The organism is Lactococcus sp., assembly GCF_036648155.1.
Classification (GTDB): domain Bacteria; phylum Bacillota; class Bacilli; order Lactobacillales; family Streptococcaceae; genus Lactococcus; species Lactococcus cremoris.
In genome coordinates, this window is sequence record NZ_JAVXIY010000004.1 from 158,446 (window position 1) to 175,023 (window position 16,578).

Below are 16,578 nucleotides of genomic sequence, written 5' to 3' on the forward strand. Positions count from 1 at the left end.
TGAAATTGGAGAAAATGATGTCAGAAAATATAGATGAACTAAAAAAAGTGACCGGACTGATTCATTCAACTGAATCATTTGGTTCTGTTGATGGGCCTGGTGTACGATTTATTATCTTTATGCAAGGTTGTCGGATGCGTTGTAAGTATTGTCATAACCCTGATACTTGGGCTTTGAAATCGGATAAAGCCACAAAACGGACTGTAGAAGATGTCATGGATGAGGCGCTTCGCTTTAGGGGATTCTGGGGAGAAAAAGGGGGAATTACTGTTTCTGGTGGTGAAGCCCTTCTTCAAATTGACTTCGTTTTGGCTCTTTTTAAATATGCAAAATCTCTTGGTATTCATACAACGCTTGATACAGCAGCTCAACCTTATTTGACTGACAAATATGTGACTGGAAAAATTGATGAATTATTAGATTATACTGATTTGGTCTTGTTGGACATCAAAGAAATCAATCCAGAACGTCATAAAGAACTGACAGCTAACAAAAATGACAATATTTTGGCTTTTGCCCAATATTTATCAGACCGTGGCAATGCCATGTGGGTTCGTCATGTCCTTGTCCCTGGTGAAAGTGATTTTGACGAAGATTTGGTACAATTGGGTGAATTTGTTAAGACTTTGAAAAATGTTTTGAAATTTGAAATTTTGCCCTACCATACAATGGGTGAATTTAAATGGCGTGAATTAGGTTGGAAATATCCACTTGAAGGGGTTAAACCGCCAACGAAAGACCGTGTTCATAATGCTAAAGAAATCATGAATACAGAGTCTTATCAAGACTATTTAGAACGAATAAAATAAAGAATAAAATGGATTTGAAAATATTTCAAATCCATTTTTTGTTATAACCGAACAAATAAGCAGAAAGAGACTTAAATGAAAATGAAAGTGTGCTTAATCAGTCAATTTTTGATATAATTTAAGAGATGATAAGCTCACTCTATTTTATAGAAAAATGAAAGAAGAGTGAGAGATAAAAATTTTTAAATTGAGGTAAAAAAATGTCTGATAAAATACTTGTTTTTGGTCACCAAAAACCTGATACTGACGCTATTGGTTCATCGTACGGTTTCTCATACTTGAGCAATCACCGTCCAAATGGTGCCCTTAATACTGAGGTTGTTGCTCTTGGGACTCCTAATGAAGAAACACAATTTGTCTTGGATTACTTTGGAGTAAAAGCTCCACGCGTTGTAAAATCAGCCAAAGAAGAAGGTGTGGATACAGTAATTTTAACTGACCACAATGAATTCCAACAATCAATTTCTGATATTGAAGACCTAACAATTTATGGTGTGGTTGACCATCATCGTGTCGCTAACTTTAATACAGCAGCACCTTTATTTATGACTGTTGAACCTGTTGGTTCTGCATCATCAATTGTTTACCGTAAATTCCTTGAAGCTAATGTTGAAATTCCTAAAGAGGTTGCAGGACTTTTACTTTCAGGTTTGATTTCTGACACTTTGCTCTTGAAATCACCAACGACTCACGTAACAGACCATAAGGTAGCTAAAGAGCTTGCTGAAATTGCTGGTGTAAATCTTGAAGAATATGGTCTTGCAATGCTTAAAGCTGGAACAAATTTGTCAACTAAATCAGCAGAAGAATTGATTGATATTGATGCTAAAACTTTTGAATTGAATGGTTCAAGTGTACGTATTGCACAAGTTAATACAGTTGATATTCCAGAAGTTTTGGAACGTCTTTCAGATATTAAAGTAGCAATTAAAGCTTCAATGAACGCAAATGGATATGATGATTTTGTCTTTATGATTACTGATATTGTTAACTCAAACTCTGAAATCATTGCATTGGGTGCACACCCAGAAAAATCAGAAGCGGCCTTCAATTTTTCACTTGCTGATGACCATGCTTTCCTTGCGGGAGCTGTTTCACGTAAAAAGCAAGTTGTTCCACAATTGACTGAAAGCTTTAATAAATAATGACTATTAAAATCTATAATGAAAATCGGCTGACAGGTCAGCCCTTTTTTAAAGATTTGATAGAATATTTAGCAGAACATGATGAAGTCATGCTAAGACAGATTCATAAAGATTTTGCTGACGTAAAAAATATGGATCGGCAGATTGATTCATTCATTGCTGCTGGCCTAATCTTACGTTCTGATAAGCGTTATTCACTTGGTTTTCATATTTTTAAAGACAGCGATTTTGACTGGAAAAGAATAGAGGATAAAAAGGCTGAACCGCAGAGAAATATCTATGAACATCCGATTTTTATTGAGGAAAATTCACGGATTGAGAAGTTATTGCAAGAAAGCAATTGCTATCCCAGATTAACTAATCAAACGAATCAAGTTATATTGAATTTCGTGACATCTTTTTCTTACAAGGAATATCCAGAAAATACAAAAGTTACACCAACACTCGCCAATTATTTTAATAAAGTAGCGAGTAATCTCCCTTTAACAACATTTGAAAAAGAAATTTATCAAATGATTGGAGATGTGGACCCTGAGTATGCATTAAAATATATGACGACTTTTCTCTTGAAATTCATGCGTAAAGACATCGTCAAAAATAAAAGTGATATTTTTGTCAATGTACTTGAAAAATATAATTATATTGAAAAGATTTCTGAAAAAGAATATAAATGTCTTTTGGAGTTTTCAGAACAAGTGATTCCAGAGCAAAAATATGATGATGCTAAATCTTTTATTATTGCTCAAATCCAACAAACCACAGCTATTGAGCCTTTTATCTCATTGGGAGACAAAGAGGCGATTAGAATAAATTAAAGGAGAACCAATGAAGTACGAAAAACTGTTACCACGTTTTCTTGAATATGTTAAAGTAAACACACGTTCAGATGAAAACAGCACAACAACACCTTCAACACAAGCGCTTGTAGAATTTGCCCACAAAATGGGTGAAGATATGAAAGCTCTTGGGCTCAAAGATGTTCATTATCTTGAATCAAATGGTTATGTTATCGGAACAATTCCTGCAAACACAGATAAAAAAGTGCGTAAAATTGGACTTTTAGCTCACTTGGATACCGCTGATTTCAACGCTGAAGGAGTTAATCCACAAATTTTGGAAAATTATGATGGGGAGTCTGTGATTCAACTTGGGGATACTGAGTTTACACTTGATCCAAAAGATTTTCCAAATCTTAAAAATTATAAAGGGCAAACATTGGTTCATACTGATGGAACAACTTTGCTTGGCTCAGATGACAAATCTGGTGTCGCTGAAATCATGACTTTGGCTGATTACCTCTTGAACATTAATCCTGATTTTGAACATGGCGAAATTCGAGTTGGATTTGGACCTGATGAAGAAATTGGTGTAGGTGCTGATAAATTTGACGTTGCTGACTTTGATGTTGACTTTGCTTACACTGTTGATGGTGGTCCTCTTGGAGAACTTCAATATGAAACTTTCTCAGCAGCTGGTGCAGTGATTGAATTCCAAGGTAAAAACGTTCACCCTGGTACAGCAAAAAATATGATGGTTAACGCTTTGCAATTGGCAATTGACTATCATAATGCACTTCCAGAATTTGACCGTCCTGAAAAAACAGAAGGCCGTGAAGGCTTCTTCCACCTTTTGAAACTTGATGGAACACCAGAAGAAGCAAGAGCTCAATATATTATTCGTGACCATGAAGAAGGCAAATTCAAGGAACGTAAAGCTTTGATGCAAGAGATTGCAGATAAAATGAATGTTGAACTTGGTCAAAACCGCGTAAAACCAGTTATTAAAGACCAATACTACAACATGGCTCAAATCATTGAAAAAGATATGTCAATTATTGATATTGCCAAAAAAGCAATGGAAAATCTTGATATTGCCCCAATTATTGAACCAATCCGTGGTGGGACTGATGGATCTAAAATTTCGTTTATGGGACTTCCAACACCAAACCTTTTTGCTGGTGGAGAAAACATGCACGGACGTTTTGAATTTGTTTCTGTACAAACAATGGAAAAAGCAGTAGATACTTTGCTTGAAATTATCCGTTTGAACAATGAAGTAGCAAAATAAAAGAAAAAATAGAGTTATTATTTTTAAGGACTCGATAATAAAAGAACAAGTCGCCCAAGAAGGTTTTTATTAAAAAATCTACTTGAGCGGCTTGCTTTGCGCTTAGCACGAAATTTTCAGACTAATCGCTACTTTTCGATAACTTTCTGCTACTGTCTACAATATTATTCTGTTTCTAAAGATTTTACTGACAGATTTGTAAGTAAAATTTAGTTAATCATTCAACACTTTAAAAATAAATTGGTTGATAAAATTATTAATCAATGTAAAAAGGAAAGATTATGTCACAAAACACAAAAGGTAAACTCTCACTCGTAGGTCTCTCGTTGATGATCTTTACGACTGTCTTTGGCTTTGGGAATATCCCAGTTGCCTTCTATCAAATGGGCTACGGTGCTATTCCTTGGTATATTATCGGAGCTCTCCTCTTTTTCCTCCCCTTTGCCTTTATGGTAACGGAAATGGGATCAGCATTTAAAGATGAAAAAGGAGGAATCTACTCATGGATGAGTGAGGCAGTTAATCCTACTTTCGCCTTTATTGGAACATTCATGTGGTATGCTTCTTATGTCATTTGGATGGTAAGTGTCGCAAATAAAATTTTGATTCCAATGGTGAATTTAATTTTTGGTAATTCAACACATACGCCATCATTACTTTGGATTTCAATTGCAGCCGTTGTTTGGATGGCCGTCATTACATTTATGGTATCTAAAGGGGTCGAAACAATTAAAAAATTCACCTCTATTGCTGGGATTGCCGTTCTTTCGCTCAATGTTATTTTAATTCTTGGCGCAGTTCTTGTACTAGTTGTTAATGGACATCCTGCAACACCAATTAACCTTGCTGCTTTTACGTCATCTCCTAATCCAACTTTTGATGGTAGTATCGTTGCTTTTATCGCCTTTCTTGTCTTTGCTGTATTTGCCTATGGTGGGGTAGAATCAATTGCCGGTTTAGTCGATCAAACACATGAACCAGAGAAAAACTTCCCTCGTGGAATTATTACATCAGCACTTATTATTGCCGTGGGTTATTCAGTAGCTATTCTTAGCGTTGGATTCTTTGTTGATTATTCACAATGGATTCCAGCAATAAAAGATGGGTCAATGAACCTTGGAACTGTTCCTTATATGCTTTTGCAAAATCTTGGTGAAGCAGTTGGTCATGCACTTGGACTTTCTACTTCTGGAGCGGATATGCTTGGTGGAATTTTTGCCCGTTATATTGGTCTTTCAATGCTTCTTGCCTATATGGGTGCTTTCTTTACCTTAACTTACAGCCCAATCAAACAGTTGATTACTGGTACACCAGAAAAACTTTGGCCTGGTAAATTAGGTAAACTTGATGAAGAAGGTATGCCAAAATTTGCAATGTGGATTCAATTTGCAATTGTTACTTTGATTATTGTTTTGAATTTCTTGACTTCACAAGGTGGTGCAAGTCAATTCTTCCTCATTTTGACTTATATGGCTAATGTTTCTATGACCTTGCCTTATCTCTTCATCGTTATTGCTTTCTGGTACTTCAAGAAAAATAAAAATATTGCTAAACCAATTGAGTTCTTTAAATCAAACTTCGTTGTTAATTTCTTGACAATTTTGGTCTTAGTAGTCGTTGGTGGCGCGAACTTCTTCACAATTATTCAACCGATTGTGAACTATATTCAATTACCAGCTGTTGACCAAACTGCAAAAGCATTATCAGAAATGTTGACCTCATTTATCTCAATGATTGGTGGACCACTTATCTTTGGTATTATTGCTTACTTCATGATGCGTAATTATAAAAAGAAAAACAAGTAAGACTAAATTATCTTTCAAAAAAAGCTGAGTATTTACTCAGCTTTTTTTATATTCAGATATTTTGTCAATGAAAAGTGTGCCATATTTTTCAAGTTTAACTGGACCTACACCAGAAATTTGTAAAAATTGGCTTGGGCTATCTGGAAGAACTTGTGCCATTTCTTTAAGGGCACTATCAGAAAAAATCATAAACGGAGGAACGCCTTCTTCTTTTGCAAGTTCGAGTCGAAGCGAACGAATACTTGCAAAACACTCTTCATCAAAATGATGAACAACAGTCGCCTTAGATTCAATAATCAAGCTTGCTCTTCGAGAGACTTTCACTTGGCCCTTGAGTACTTTTAGACCTTGGGCTGAAAGGAGAAGGAGGGGAAATTTTCCAGTTGTAACATTGAGATAACCCTCGGCAGATAAAAAGTCGATTAATTCTCCGACTGTCTTTTGGGAGTAATTTTTCATAATTCCAAAAGTGGAGAGGCCTTCAAAATTCCATTTGGCAATATTTTTATTTTTAGAACCAATCAACACTTGTGCTACAGCTGTCTTACCAAATCGCTCACCCATTCTTACCACGCAAGAAAGAACCTTTTGGGCATCAACGGTGATATCAAGAAGTTCTCTTTCATCAAGACAATTACTACATTTCTTACAGTCTTCTCCTTCATCACCAAAATATTGGAGAATATAGCGTTGGAGGCAAGTTTCAGCACTTGTGTAAGCTTGCATTTGACGGAGCTTTTCATATTCAAGTTCTTTATGTCCCTCATCCCCTTCACCTTGTTCAATCAAAAAATTACGAATTCGCAAATCATTTGGAGAAAAGAGTAAAATTGCATCTGATTCTAAGCCGTCACGTCCTGCACGACCAGCTTCTTGATAATAACTTTCAATTGTTGCGGGAATGGCATAGTGAATCACAAATCGAACATTTGGTTTGTTAATTCCCATCCCAAAAGCATTGGTTGCAACCATTATTGGCACTTCGTCAAATAGAAAAAGCTCTTGGTTCATTTGACGTTCTCGCTCGCTCAGCCCAGCATGGTAACGAACGGCTTTAAAATGATTATGGTTGAGCCACTCACAAATTTCTTCAACTTCTTTACGGGTGCTGGCGTAGATAATTCCAGCAGACTCACTCTCCTGATTTTTAAGATAATTTTTAAGAAAAGTTCTTTTATCCATCCCTTTAACCACTTCAAAACGGAGGTTTTCTCGAAGAAATCCAGTTTTGATGGTGTGGCTGGGGGATATAGAGAGCAAGGATTGGATATCGTCGGCAACCTTTGGAGTCGCAGTAGCAGTGAGAGCTAAGACGGTGGGCCGTGTAGGTAAATCTTTGAGATGAGCTGCAAAATCGACATAACTGGGTCTGAAATCATGACCCCATTGCGAAATACAGTGGGCTTCATCAATGGCAACTAAGTCAATTGGAAGTTTTTGTAAGAAATTATTGAAATAATCTAATGAAAAACGTTCGGGCGCAACAAAAAGAAGCTTAATTTCACCATTTTCTACTTGTCGCATTCTTTGATAAGATTCACCTTCTTCAAGAGTAGAGTTGATAAAAGTTGCTGGGATTCCAGCGATATTAAGTTGGTCAACCTGATCTTTCATTAGACTGATAAGTGGTGAGATTACCAGTGTGAGCCCAGATTGGATAACGGCTGGTAGTTGATAACAAATTGATTTTCCAGCTCCAGTAGGCAAAATGCCAAGAGTAGCTTGTCCTGCTAAGACTTGTTCAATAATTTGTTTTTGACCATTTCGGAAATAATCATAACCGAATATTTCTTTTAGTTTTATTTCTAAATTCATTCTTTCTATATTATACGTAAAAGAGAGGGAAAAATCACAGATGAATCTTAAAAAATTTAAAGAAAAACTGGTATAAAAATTACTTAAATAGAAATAAGATATTTTATTGGTCAAAAATATTTTTTTGCTACTTTAATGATACAAAACGAGGTAAAAAGTGTTATAATAAATTAAAAAGAATGCGTTTACAAAAAATATTATATATAGAGGAGACTTTCTTATGAAAGCAGCAGTAGTACGGAAAAATCAGGATGGTTATGCGGATGTTGTTGAAAAGGAACTTCGGATGATTAAGCCCAATGAAGCTTTACTCGACATGGAATATTGTGGAGTCTGTCATACAGACTTGCATGTAGCAGCAGGCGATTATGGCAACAAAGCTGGAACGGTCCTTGGTCATGAAGAAATCGGTATTGTCAAAGAAATTGGTAGTGAAGTCACTTCCTTAAAAGTTGGAGATCGTGTGTCAGTCGCTTGGTTTTTCGAAGGATGTGGGCATTGCGAATACTGTGTTTCTGGTAATGAAACTTTTTGTCGAGAGGTCAAAAATGCTGGTTATTCAGTTGACGGTGGAATGGCCGAACAAGCGATTGTAACAGCTGATTATGCGGTAAAAGTTCCAGAGGGACTTGATCCTATTGAAGCAAGTTCAATCACTTGTGCTGGAGTTACGACTTACAAAGCAATCAAGGTTTCTGGAGTTAAGCCAGGAGATTGGCAAGTCATCTTTGGTGCCGGTGGACTAGGTAATCTAGCCATTCAATACGCTAAAAATGTTTTTGGGGCAAAAGTAATTGCAGTTGATATTAATCAAGATAAATTGGACCTAGCTAAAAAAATTGGTGCAGATGTGATTATCAATTCTGGTGAAGTCAATCCAATTGATGAAATAAAAAAAATCACTGGTGGTTTAGGTGCACAAAGTGCTGTTGTTTGCGCCGTTGCAAGAATTGCCTTTGAACAAGCAGTCGCTTCTTTGAAACCAATGGGTAAAATGGTTGCGGTGGCACTCCCTAATACCGAAATGACTTTGTCTGTTCCGACAGTTGTTTTTGATGGTGTGGAAGTTGCTGGCTCACTTGTTGGAACAAGACTTGATTTAGCAGAAGCTTTTCAATTTGGTGCTGAAGGTAAAGTCAAACCAATTGTTGCGACACGCAAGCTTGAAGAAATCAATGAGATTATTGATGAAATGAAAGCAGGAAAAATTGAAGGCCGGATGGTCATTGATTTTACTAAATAAAATAAAAAGAGGCGATACAGATGAATTCAAAGGATTTAGTCAACTATTCAAGTGATGAATTTAACAATCTTTCGCAATTTCAACAAGAAGAAATTACAAACAATTTTAAGGAAGCGATTTTGTACAAGATGAAGGAAAAGAAATTGCACATTGATGAGGTAAGTGAGAAGGTTGGATACTCATCTCGTAAGCTTTCTGCACTCCTTTATTCGGATACAGTGAGCTATGAAACTCATGCAGAATTGCAGAGAATCCTTGCCGTTGTTAATTCTTTTGCTTAGTTAAAGGATAAAAGAGAAAAACGACTCAATTTCGAGTCGTTTTTCTCTAGTTAATTTACTGATAGAACTTCTGTCAGTAAATTAGAGATATTTTTGAGCAGCAGGACTATCTCCGATATAAGGTTCACGTTTCCCGTCCTTCAATTGGAACATATCCGCGCCTTTTCCAGCGATAATGACAGCATCATCAGAATTTTGAGTTTTACTGATAGCTTTTTTAATTGCAAATTCACGGTCCAATTCAAAGTCCAACTCACGACTAACAAATGAAGCAATCTCGTTAGCAATTGTTTTGGGATTTTCTCGGTTTGAATCGTCCGTTGTTAAGATTACATTTAGATGGGGATGATTTTCAATGACTTGTCCGAAATCTTTACGACGACTTTCTCCTTTATTTCCGGTTGAACCAAGAACTAAGAAAAGCTGACCAGTATGATGGTCTTCAACCACTTCAACGAGATTTTCTAACGATAAACCATTGTGGGCATAGTCAATGTAAATGTGTGCCCCATTTTTGGCGGTGAGTAATTCCATTCTTCCTGGAACGATAGCTGAAGCTAAACCTTGACGAATATTTTCAAAAGAAGCACCAAGTGCTTTGGTTGCTAATGCTGTAGCCAAGGCGTTTTCTTGGTTGAATCGTCCTAACAAGCGAATATCAAATTCTCCACTGACAGAGCCGTCAGTAACAAAATGAAGTCCTTTTGATTCTATAATTTTATTTTCAGAATCTGCACCATAGAAAGCATGAGGAATTTTCCGTTCATTGAGTTCTTCTTTAATGATTGCAAAGTGGTTCATTTCGGCATTGGCAACAAAATAACGTGAATTTTTAAGAAGTTGACGTTTGCAGTAAAAATAATCTTCAAGAGTTGGGTGCTCAACTGGACCGATGTGGTCAGGAGAAATATTTAAGAAAACACCAACATCAAAAGTTAAACCATAAACGCGTTCAGTCTTGTAAGCTTGGCTTGAAACTTCCATTACTAAATGTGTCATTCCATTTTCCAGAGCTTTTGCCATCATTTCCAATAAATCAAGACTTTCAGGTGTTGTCAGTTCTGATTTGAAATAATTTTGTCCATCAAGAGTCGTTTGGGCAGTTGATAAAAGGGCAGTTTTACCTCCATTCATTTTATCAAGAATGGCTTTAGCAAAGTAAGCAGAAGTTGTTTTTCCTTTGGTCCCAGTTAAGGCAAGGGTTTTTAATTTATTTTGAGGGAATTTATAAAAGTTAGCGGCAATTAGAGCCATTGCTCTTTTAACATCGGTTACGATAATTGCTGGAAGAGCTACTTCATAATCAAATTCTGAAACATAAAAAGCAGCTTCTAAATCTGTCAGATACTCCTTTTTAAAATTTAAACCCTTGGCAAAAAAAAGGGTGTCTTTAGTTGATTTTCGTGAATCATAAGAGAGCTGGTCAAAGTTTACTTCTTTTGGCCAATTGAAATAATATTCGCCAGCAGAAGAAATCTCACGAAAGTTATTATCTTTTTTTAGTATTTCTACAACTTGTTCGAGTTTAATCATGTGAGGAATGCCTATTTATCGCGAAGCGTGCGATACCTTTCTAAAAGCAAGGAACTAAGGGAAAAATCCCATTACCCTATATTATAGCATAAGCAAAGACCTGACGCATGTCCCATTTATTTACTTGATAGTAATAGATGACATCGTGAATTAATGATCTAAAATTATTCTTTTATTGTCAAAATACAGAACTTAGGGTAAAATGGAACAATGGAAGATTCAGAAAAAATAATGAATACGGGTCAGCAGTCACCAAAAACGGCTGCAAAATCAAAAGATCAGATGCTCTCGGGTGCTGCTTGGCGGACTGGTGCAGATATGATTGGGAAAATTTTAGGTGTCATCTATATTATTCCTTGGTATGCTTGGATGGGACGTTTTGGTAATGAAGCTAACTCCCTCTTTAGCATGGGATATAACATCTATGCCCTTTTCCTTTTGATTTCAACAGTGGGAATTCCAGCGGCAATCGCGCGTGAAGTGGCGCGTTACAATACCTTGGATGACCCCAATATGGCCTATCGTCTGGTACGCCAAATGCTCGGAGTCATGTTAGTTCTAGGGATTATTGCTTCAGGACTAATGTTCTTTCTCGCCGGTCCACTATCGACACTCGTTGGAGGGAAAGATAGTGCAGATTTGATTCCGGTCATGAAAAGTCTTGCCTTAGCGGTCTTGATTTTTCCTTCGATGTCCGTTATTCGGGGATATTTCCAAGGGTTAAATCAAGTGAAAGCTTACGCTATGAGTCAGCTTTTAGAGCAAATTGTTCGGGTCATTTGGATGTTGGCGGCGACTTTTGCTATCATGAAATTAGGTTCACATAACTGGCAAAATGCTGTGACGCAATCCACTTTAGCTGCTTTTATCGGGATGTTAGGTTCCTATGCTGTCTTATTTTATTACTTACAAAAATCGGGAAATCTTAATAAATTAATCAATCCAGGTCCTGTAAAGTCTAAAATAAATGCTTTAGAAATTTTAAGATCAACCTTACATACCGCTATTCCATTTATTGTCATTGGCTCAGCTATTCAAATTTTCAAAATTATCGATAACTCAACTTTCATGAATATGATGCCTTGGGTAACAAATTATAGTCATAATGAGTTACTTGTTTTGATGAGTTATTTCTCGGCCAATACAGATAAATTGACCATGGTTTTATTGGGCGTGGCTTTGACGCTAGGTTCTGTATCAGACCCATTGATTACAGAACATTATGTTCAGGGAAATCGGCGTGAGCTTGCAACGTTAGTAGGTTATAATTTCCAATTATACGTTGGTTTTATGCTTCCTGCCGTGATTGGAATGTCACTGTTGACCAAACCAATTTATACAATTTTTTACCAAATTCCTTCTGGTTTGCAAAGTAGCTTGTTTGTCTTTGCTATCTTACAGACTTTCTTATTGGGACTTTATATGATTGTCTATCCTCCGCTGACGGTGATGGATCATAAACGTTTGGCGATGCGAATCTTCACACTGACTCTTGTTATCAAATTAGTTTTACAAGTTCCGATGATTCTTATTTTCCATACTTATGGACCTTTACTTGCGACAACTGTTTCATTCTTAGTTGGTGTTTTCTTATTCATTAGAAAATTACATGAGTTAACTCATTTTTCAATTAAGAATACAGTTCGTGGAATTCAGGGAGCAACTTTACTGACAGGATTTATGGCGATTGTGGTTATTATCGTTGAAATCATTCTAGGTTTTATTTTCGGTAAGAGCCCAGGGCGTATTGCGTCAGTATTTATTGCGGCGATAGCCGGTGGTGCAGGATTTTATACTTACCTCTGGTTTGCTGCTAAACTAGGACTTTTAGAGAAATGGTTTGGTCCAAGAGGATTATCTCTCCGTCGAAAACTACATATTTAACAAAAAATAAGTCTGTCAGTAAAATATTTGCTGACAGACTTATTAGTAAATGCTAAAAAAGGATAAAAAATGGCTGAAATCACTGAAAATACAAAAAAGATTTTAGAAGTCATTCTCAATCTAAAAGAAGGAGAAGTGATGAGCTACCGAGATGTGGCACACTTGGCTGGTCTTTCAAATGGGGCCCGACAGGTTTCGAGAGTTTTGCACTCCATGTCCAAAAAATATGGACTTCCTTGGTGGCGTGTAGTCCGTTCTGACAGAACAATTGGACTGCCGGAACCTGCCAAAAGTGAACAAATGGAACTTTTGAAAAAAGAAGGAGTTTCATTTACAGCCCAAGGAAAAATAGTTATCGAAGATGAACTGCTTTGATAGATAAAAAAAGTACTTCTAGAAGAGGTACTTTTTTTTATAAATTTAATTACCAAATTTTAAGGCGTTTTTCTGGTGCACGATACATTTGGTCTGTTTCTTTGACATCAAAAGTTTCATAAAATTCTTCAAGATTTGTTGGTGGAATATTGGCACGGAGTTTAGCAGGAGCATGGACATCCATTGATAAAAGCATTTGTTGGAATTCTGTGCTTGCTTTCATACGCCAAATTTTAGCCCATTGGCTAAAGAAGGCTTTCAAATCAACATCATCTTCCTCTTTGGCTGCGGTTAGCGCAGCAGTGATTCCACCTTGGTCAGCAATATTTTCTGACACAATGAGTTTTCCGTTTGCTGGACCAGCTTCAGTTTCAACGCCATCAAAGAGCTCAATCATTTCTTTTTGTTTTTCTTCAAAGGCTTCGTAGTCTTTATCTAACCACCACTTGTTCAAATTCCCTTCTTTGTCAAATTGGGCGCCGTTGTTATCAAAAGCATGAGAAATTTCATGAGCAATGACAGCGCCGATTCCACCATAATTTTGTGATGAAGATTGTTCAAGAGAGTAAAAAGGAGCTTGCAAAATTGCTGCTGGGAAAACAATTGTATTACTATCTGGACTGTAATAAGCATTGACCATATGAGCCGGCATATGCCAAGTTGTTTTATCCACATCTTCTGAGAATTTCTCAAAAGTTCGAGCAGTCAAAATTTCATCAAATTTAAGGGCATCTTCATAAAGTGAGCCAGAAGTTGTTTTTAAACGACGATAAATTTCAGGCAGTTTATCTGGGAAACCAATGAAAGGAGTGATGGCATCCAATTTTTCAATGGCTTTTTCAGCTGTTTCTTGACTAAGCCACTCGTTTTTAGACAAACGCGCTTGGTAAACCTTAATCATTGCAGTGACCATCCGTTTAACATCGGCCTTAGCAGCTTCACCAAAATATTTTTTACCATAGAATAAACCAATTACTTGGCTAAAATAAGACTCGGTCAAATCAAGTTGATGTTTTTCTTGACTTCTTGCTTCTTGAACATTTGAGAGAAAACGTCCGTAAGCTCCACCAAGAATTCTAAGATCTTCATTGAAGAAAGAAGTAGCACCACGTGCAATTTTAGTCAGCATCCAAGCTTTAATGATTGACCAGTTTTCTTCATTGGTAAGTGAATCAAATGATTCATAAAAACGATCTTCATAAACAATGACTTTATCAGGCTCAGTTTTTATTAAATCTTTAATTAAAGTTTTTAAATCTAGGTTTTTAACTTTACTGACAAAGCTGTCAGTAGAAATTGGATGATAAAGGTCAGCATATTTTGCCCACTCTTCAGAAGTATTTGCTGACGGAACTAAAAGAGCATCGAATTTAAGGGCAGACTTTGCAATTTCTTCTGCATTTTCAACGTCAAATGTCTTTAAAATTTCGCTTGTATTTTTAGCCCAAAAATCAAGTAATTCTTTTTTTCTAGGGTGTTCATCGTTATAATAGGTGGTATCAGGTAAAATCAAGCCCGGACCAGAGAAGCCAAGAGAATAGTGAATGGCATCTTTCATATCAGGTTCAACACTAAAAGAAAATGGAAGAGGAGCCTGTGAATGGAAAACGAGTTGAGTCAAATTATTTTTAAAATCTTCAAAAGTATTTAAAGTTTCAACTTTAGCAAGTTCATTTTTTACCGCAGAAAAGTCCGCTTTTTCTCTCGCTTCCCAATCTCCCGCTTTATTATAAAACTTGATAGCCTCAAGTAATTCTGGATGATCAGTAGGTAGATTTTGCGATAACTCAGCTAAATCTTTAGCTAAATTTTTCTCATTTTTTAAAACTAATTCATCAAATGCTGAAATTCTGGGCTTGTCAGCTGGAATTTGTGCTTCTTTTAACCAGTCTGCATTAACAGTAGCAAATAAATCATCTTGAACTCTAGTCATATTCGACCTCCTAAGATTATGGATATTTTTTACATTATATCACACTTGCATAAAAAGCACTGACGATATTATCAGTACTTTTTAGGACTATTTTAAATTAAAGGAAACTCAGAATCAAGAAGTTCTGAAACGATAAATTTTAGCAATTTCACCCGATAATCCTGGAATTTCAGCAAGTTCGCCACTGTCACGACTGAAACAAATCAGTTCTCCATCTGCAATCAAAAGTTTAGCAAAGTGATTATGTTGGATTAAAAAATTGTGAGCGGATTCAGATGAATTGGCGCTACTATACTTCACGAAAAGTAAATCTCCATTTCCTGGAGCATCAGCATCCAAAGAGCCACCAATTAATTCAAAAACGGCATCATAATCATCAGGAAGTTGTTTGGTAAGAAGTTTAATTGTTTTTTTACTGTCTTGAAGTGCCCAAGTATTGTCGCCACAAAAAACAAATTGTCCAGCACTTAAAGAAATTGGCTCTCTCTCGAGCAGTTCAAGTTCATCAATTCGATTTTGGATATAATTCAGCAAATTTTGTTTGTTATCTAAAGTAAGATATTCAAACAAGAGTTTTGCTTTATTATAGCTGTATTTATCATCTTTATCGAGAAGATACTCGGTCGTGACATTAAAATAATCAGCAATTTCTGTCAACCTTTTGGCAGAAGGTTCTTTTCCCAAGCGATAATTAGCTAGGGCGTTTCTGGGATATCTCAATTCTCTTTCGACTTGATTGAAAGATTTCTGAGAATCAACAACTAAAGTTTTTAAACGGTCATAGAACATTAAAATCACCTCAATATGTATTGAATAAATATTTTTAATATTTGTAACAAATACATTATATCATATAGTTATTAGATATAAAATACCTTAAACTTAAAAAAATAGCAATATTTAGTTTGGTATATTAATTAATGCAAATTTATTAAGAAAATTGACATCTTAAACGTGATGTGGTAGTATAAAAGTAATCATAGGAATACTCGGTGCGCTTTTGAGAAGAGGAGGGAGAAAACTTGAAAGAAATTTATAATAAAATCCAAGACATAAATCTTATTTTGAAAAGATCATTTATTGACCTTGGAAAACCATTAGCTTATCAAGAAGTGGTAGAGAAAAGTGCCGAAGTTTTAGAATCTAGCCTTTTTATCATAGACACTAAACGCAATTGTTTAGGTTATGGTTTTGCTGATACTGATAACTCTTATCAAGACGATACAAACCTCCAAAATTTTTTTATCTATCAAAAAATATCAAAAGATATCTCTAGCCAAATATTAAATCACTACGAAATGAGTACAAATCTGCCCATGGCTCACTCAATTTTGGAACCAGTAAAAGAAATTTCGAGTAAATTTCCGAATAAATTTCTCACTTTTCTTCCTATAGAAGGAAATCATTTGAGACTAGGGACTCTTTTTCTATTAACAGATTCACCTCTTGAAGAAGAAAAAAGAATCTTGGCAGATTTTCTATCAACATTTATCGGAAATCAAATGTCTTATATTATGTTGGCAGAACTGGAAGGGCAACGGCGAAATGAAACCTTTGTTTCATTGGTTCAATCCTTATCTCGTTCAGAATTAGAAGCCTTTAAAAGTATTATTGAAAAAATTGAATGATAAGCTAGATAAGCCTTGAAAATTTCTACAATAAATAGTATAATAGAAATAATGGTTTGT

General features: G+C 35.9%; 14 protein-coding genes. 10 read left to right on the forward strand and 4 right to left on the reverse strand.

Going from position 1 to position 16,578, the window contains the following annotated elements:
- Positions 1-14: 14 nt before the first annotated feature.
- From pflA to yjeM, 5 genes are all read left to right on the forward strand, one after another.
- Positions 15-809, forward strand: a complete 795-nt coding sequence (gene pflA / locus RSC39_RS05590) for a pyruvate formate-lyase-activating protein (RefSeq protein WP_021211883.1) — start codon at positions 15-17, stop codon at positions 807-809.
- Between the two features lie 200 nt (positions 810-1,009).
- Entirely contained in the window at positions 1,010-1,954 is a 945-nt protein-coding gene (locus RSC39_RS05595; RefSeq protein ID WP_063282125.1) for a manganese-dependent inorganic pyrophosphatase, read from the forward strand.
- Positions 1,954-2,769, forward strand: coding sequence for a DUF1803 domain-containing protein (locus RSC39_RS05600; protein ID WP_332535711.1), 816 nt, complete (start codon positions 1,954-1,956; stop codon positions 2,767-2,769). The genes RSC39_RS05595 and RSC39_RS05600 overlap by 1 nt, the downstream gene beginning before the upstream one ends.
- Before the next feature lie 10 nt (positions 2,770-2,779).
- Positions 2,780-4,021 (forward strand): peptidase T, encoded by a 1,242-nt coding sequence (gene pepT / locus RSC39_RS05605; RefSeq protein ID WP_332535713.1) that lies wholly within the window; start codon positions 2,780-2,782, stop codon positions 4,019-4,021.
- A gap of 281 nt (positions 4,022-4,302) precedes the next feature.
- Complete coding sequence (gene yjeM, locus RSC39_RS05610) at positions 4,303-5,826, forward strand: glutamate/gamma-aminobutyrate family transporter YjeM (RefSeq protein ID WP_332535715.1); 1,524 nt, start codon at positions 4,303-4,305, stop codon at positions 5,824-5,826.
- Between the two features lie 36 nt (positions 5,827-5,862).
- Here yjeM and recQ read toward each other — a convergent pair whose 3' ends face one another.
- Positions 5,863-7,641, reverse strand: coding sequence for a DNA helicase RecQ (gene recQ / locus RSC39_RS05615; RefSeq protein ID WP_042747861.1), 1,779 nt, complete (start codon positions 7,639-7,641; stop codon positions 5,863-5,865).
- 220 nt (positions 7,642-7,861) lie between these two features.
- Between recQ and adhP the strand changes: the two genes are divergently transcribed.
- Both adhP and RSC39_RS05625 read left to right on the forward strand, forming a co-directional pair.
- Positions 7,862-8,884, forward strand: a complete 1,023-nt coding sequence (gene adhP, locus RSC39_RS05620) for an alcohol dehydrogenase AdhP (protein WP_332535718.1) — start codon at positions 7,862-7,864, stop codon at positions 8,882-8,884.
- Between the two features lie 20 nt (positions 8,885-8,904).
- Positions 8,905-9,165 (forward strand): hypothetical protein, encoded by a 261-nt coding sequence (locus tag RSC39_RS05625; protein WP_011676814.1) that lies wholly within the window; start codon positions 8,905-8,907, stop codon positions 9,163-9,165.
- A gap of 81 nt (positions 9,166-9,246) precedes the next feature.
- Here the strand turns inward: RSC39_RS05625 and RSC39_RS05630 are convergent, their stop codons facing one another.
- Positions 9,247-10,698: a UDP-N-acetylmuramoyl-L-alanyl-D-glutamate--2,6-diaminopimelate ligase gene (locus RSC39_RS05630; protein WP_332535720.1), complete on the reverse strand. Its 1,452-nt coding sequence runs from the start codon at positions 10,696-10,698 to the stop codon at positions 9,247-9,249.
- A 210-nt stretch (positions 10,699-10,908) separates the two neighbouring features.
- Between RSC39_RS05630 and RSC39_RS05635 the strand changes: the two genes are divergently transcribed.
- Entirely contained in the window at positions 10,909-12,582 is a 1,674-nt protein-coding gene (locus RSC39_RS05635; protein ID WP_332535722.1) for a polysaccharide biosynthesis protein, read from the forward strand.
- A 69-nt stretch (positions 12,583-12,651) separates the two neighbouring features.
- Positions 12,652-12,957, forward strand: coding sequence for an MGMT family protein (locus tag RSC39_RS05640; protein ID WP_011676811.1), 306 nt, complete (start codon positions 12,652-12,654; stop codon positions 12,955-12,957).
- Between the two features lie 49 nt (positions 12,958-13,006).
- Here RSC39_RS05640 and pepO read toward each other — a convergent pair whose 3' ends face one another.
- Complete coding sequence (gene pepO / locus RSC39_RS05645) at positions 13,007-14,890, reverse strand: endopeptidase PepO (RefSeq protein WP_332535725.1); 1,884 nt, start codon at positions 14,888-14,890, stop codon at positions 13,007-13,009.
- 114 nt (positions 14,891-15,004) lie between these two features.
- Positions 15,005-15,679, reverse strand: coding sequence for a helix-turn-helix transcriptional regulator (locus RSC39_RS05650; RefSeq protein ID WP_332535727.1), 675 nt, complete (start codon positions 15,677-15,679; stop codon positions 15,005-15,007).
- Positions 15,680-15,912: 233 nt separating this feature from the next.
- Between RSC39_RS05650 and RSC39_RS05655 the strand changes: the two genes are divergently transcribed.
- The gene (locus RSC39_RS05655) at positions 15,913-16,518 is read left to right on the forward strand and encodes a transcriptional regulator (RefSeq protein ID WP_063282134.1); all 606 of its coding nucleotides are present in this window, start codon (positions 15,913-15,915) and stop codon (positions 16,516-16,518) included.
- Positions 16,519-16,578: the final 60 nt, after the last annotated feature.

Coding starts and splice junctions, on each gene's coding strand:
- RSC39_RS05635 (WP_332535722.1), top strand. CDS start 10,909: ATGGAAGATTCAGAAAAAATAATGAATACGGGTCAGCAGTCACCAAAA.
- yjeM (WP_332535715.1), top strand. CDS start 4,303: ATGTCACAAAACACAAAAGGTAAACTCTCACTCGTAGGTCTCTCGTTG.
- pepO (WP_332535725.1), bottom strand. CDS start 14,890: ATGACTAGAGTTCAAGATGATTTATTTGCTACTGTTAATGCAGACTGG.
- RSC39_RS05625 (WP_011676814.1), top strand. CDS start 8,905: ATGAATTCAAAGGATTTAGTCAACTATTCAAGTGATGAATTTAACAAT.
- pflA (WP_021211883.1), top strand. CDS start 15: ATGATGTCAGAAAATATAGATGAACTAAAAAAAGTGACCGGACTGATT.
- RSC39_RS05640 (WP_011676811.1), top strand. CDS start 12,652: ATGGCTGAAATCACTGAAAATACAAAAAAGATTTTAGAAGTCATTCTC.
- RSC39_RS05595 (WP_063282125.1), top strand. CDS start 1,010: ATGTCTGATAAAATACTTGTTTTTGGTCACCAAAAACCTGATACTGAC.
- RSC39_RS05650 (WP_332535727.1), bottom strand. CDS start 15,679: ATGTTCTATGACCGTTTAAAAACTTTAGTTGTTGATTCTCAGAAATCT.
- recQ (WP_042747861.1), bottom strand. CDS start 7,641: ATGAATTTAGAAATAAAACTAAAAGAAATATTCGGTTATGATTATTTC.
- adhP (WP_332535718.1), top strand. CDS start 7,862: ATGAAAGCAGCAGTAGTACGGAAAAATCAGGATGGTTATGCGGATGTT.
- pepT (WP_332535713.1), top strand. CDS start 2,780: ATGAAGTACGAAAAACTGTTACCACGTTTTCTTGAATATGTTAAAGTA.
- RSC39_RS05630 (WP_332535720.1), bottom strand. CDS start 10,698: ATGATTAAACTCGAACAAGTTGTAGAAATACTAAAAAAAGATAATAAC.
- RSC39_RS05600 (WP_332535711.1), top strand. CDS start 1,954: ATGACTATTAAAATCTATAATGAAAATCGGCTGACAGGTCAGCCCTTT.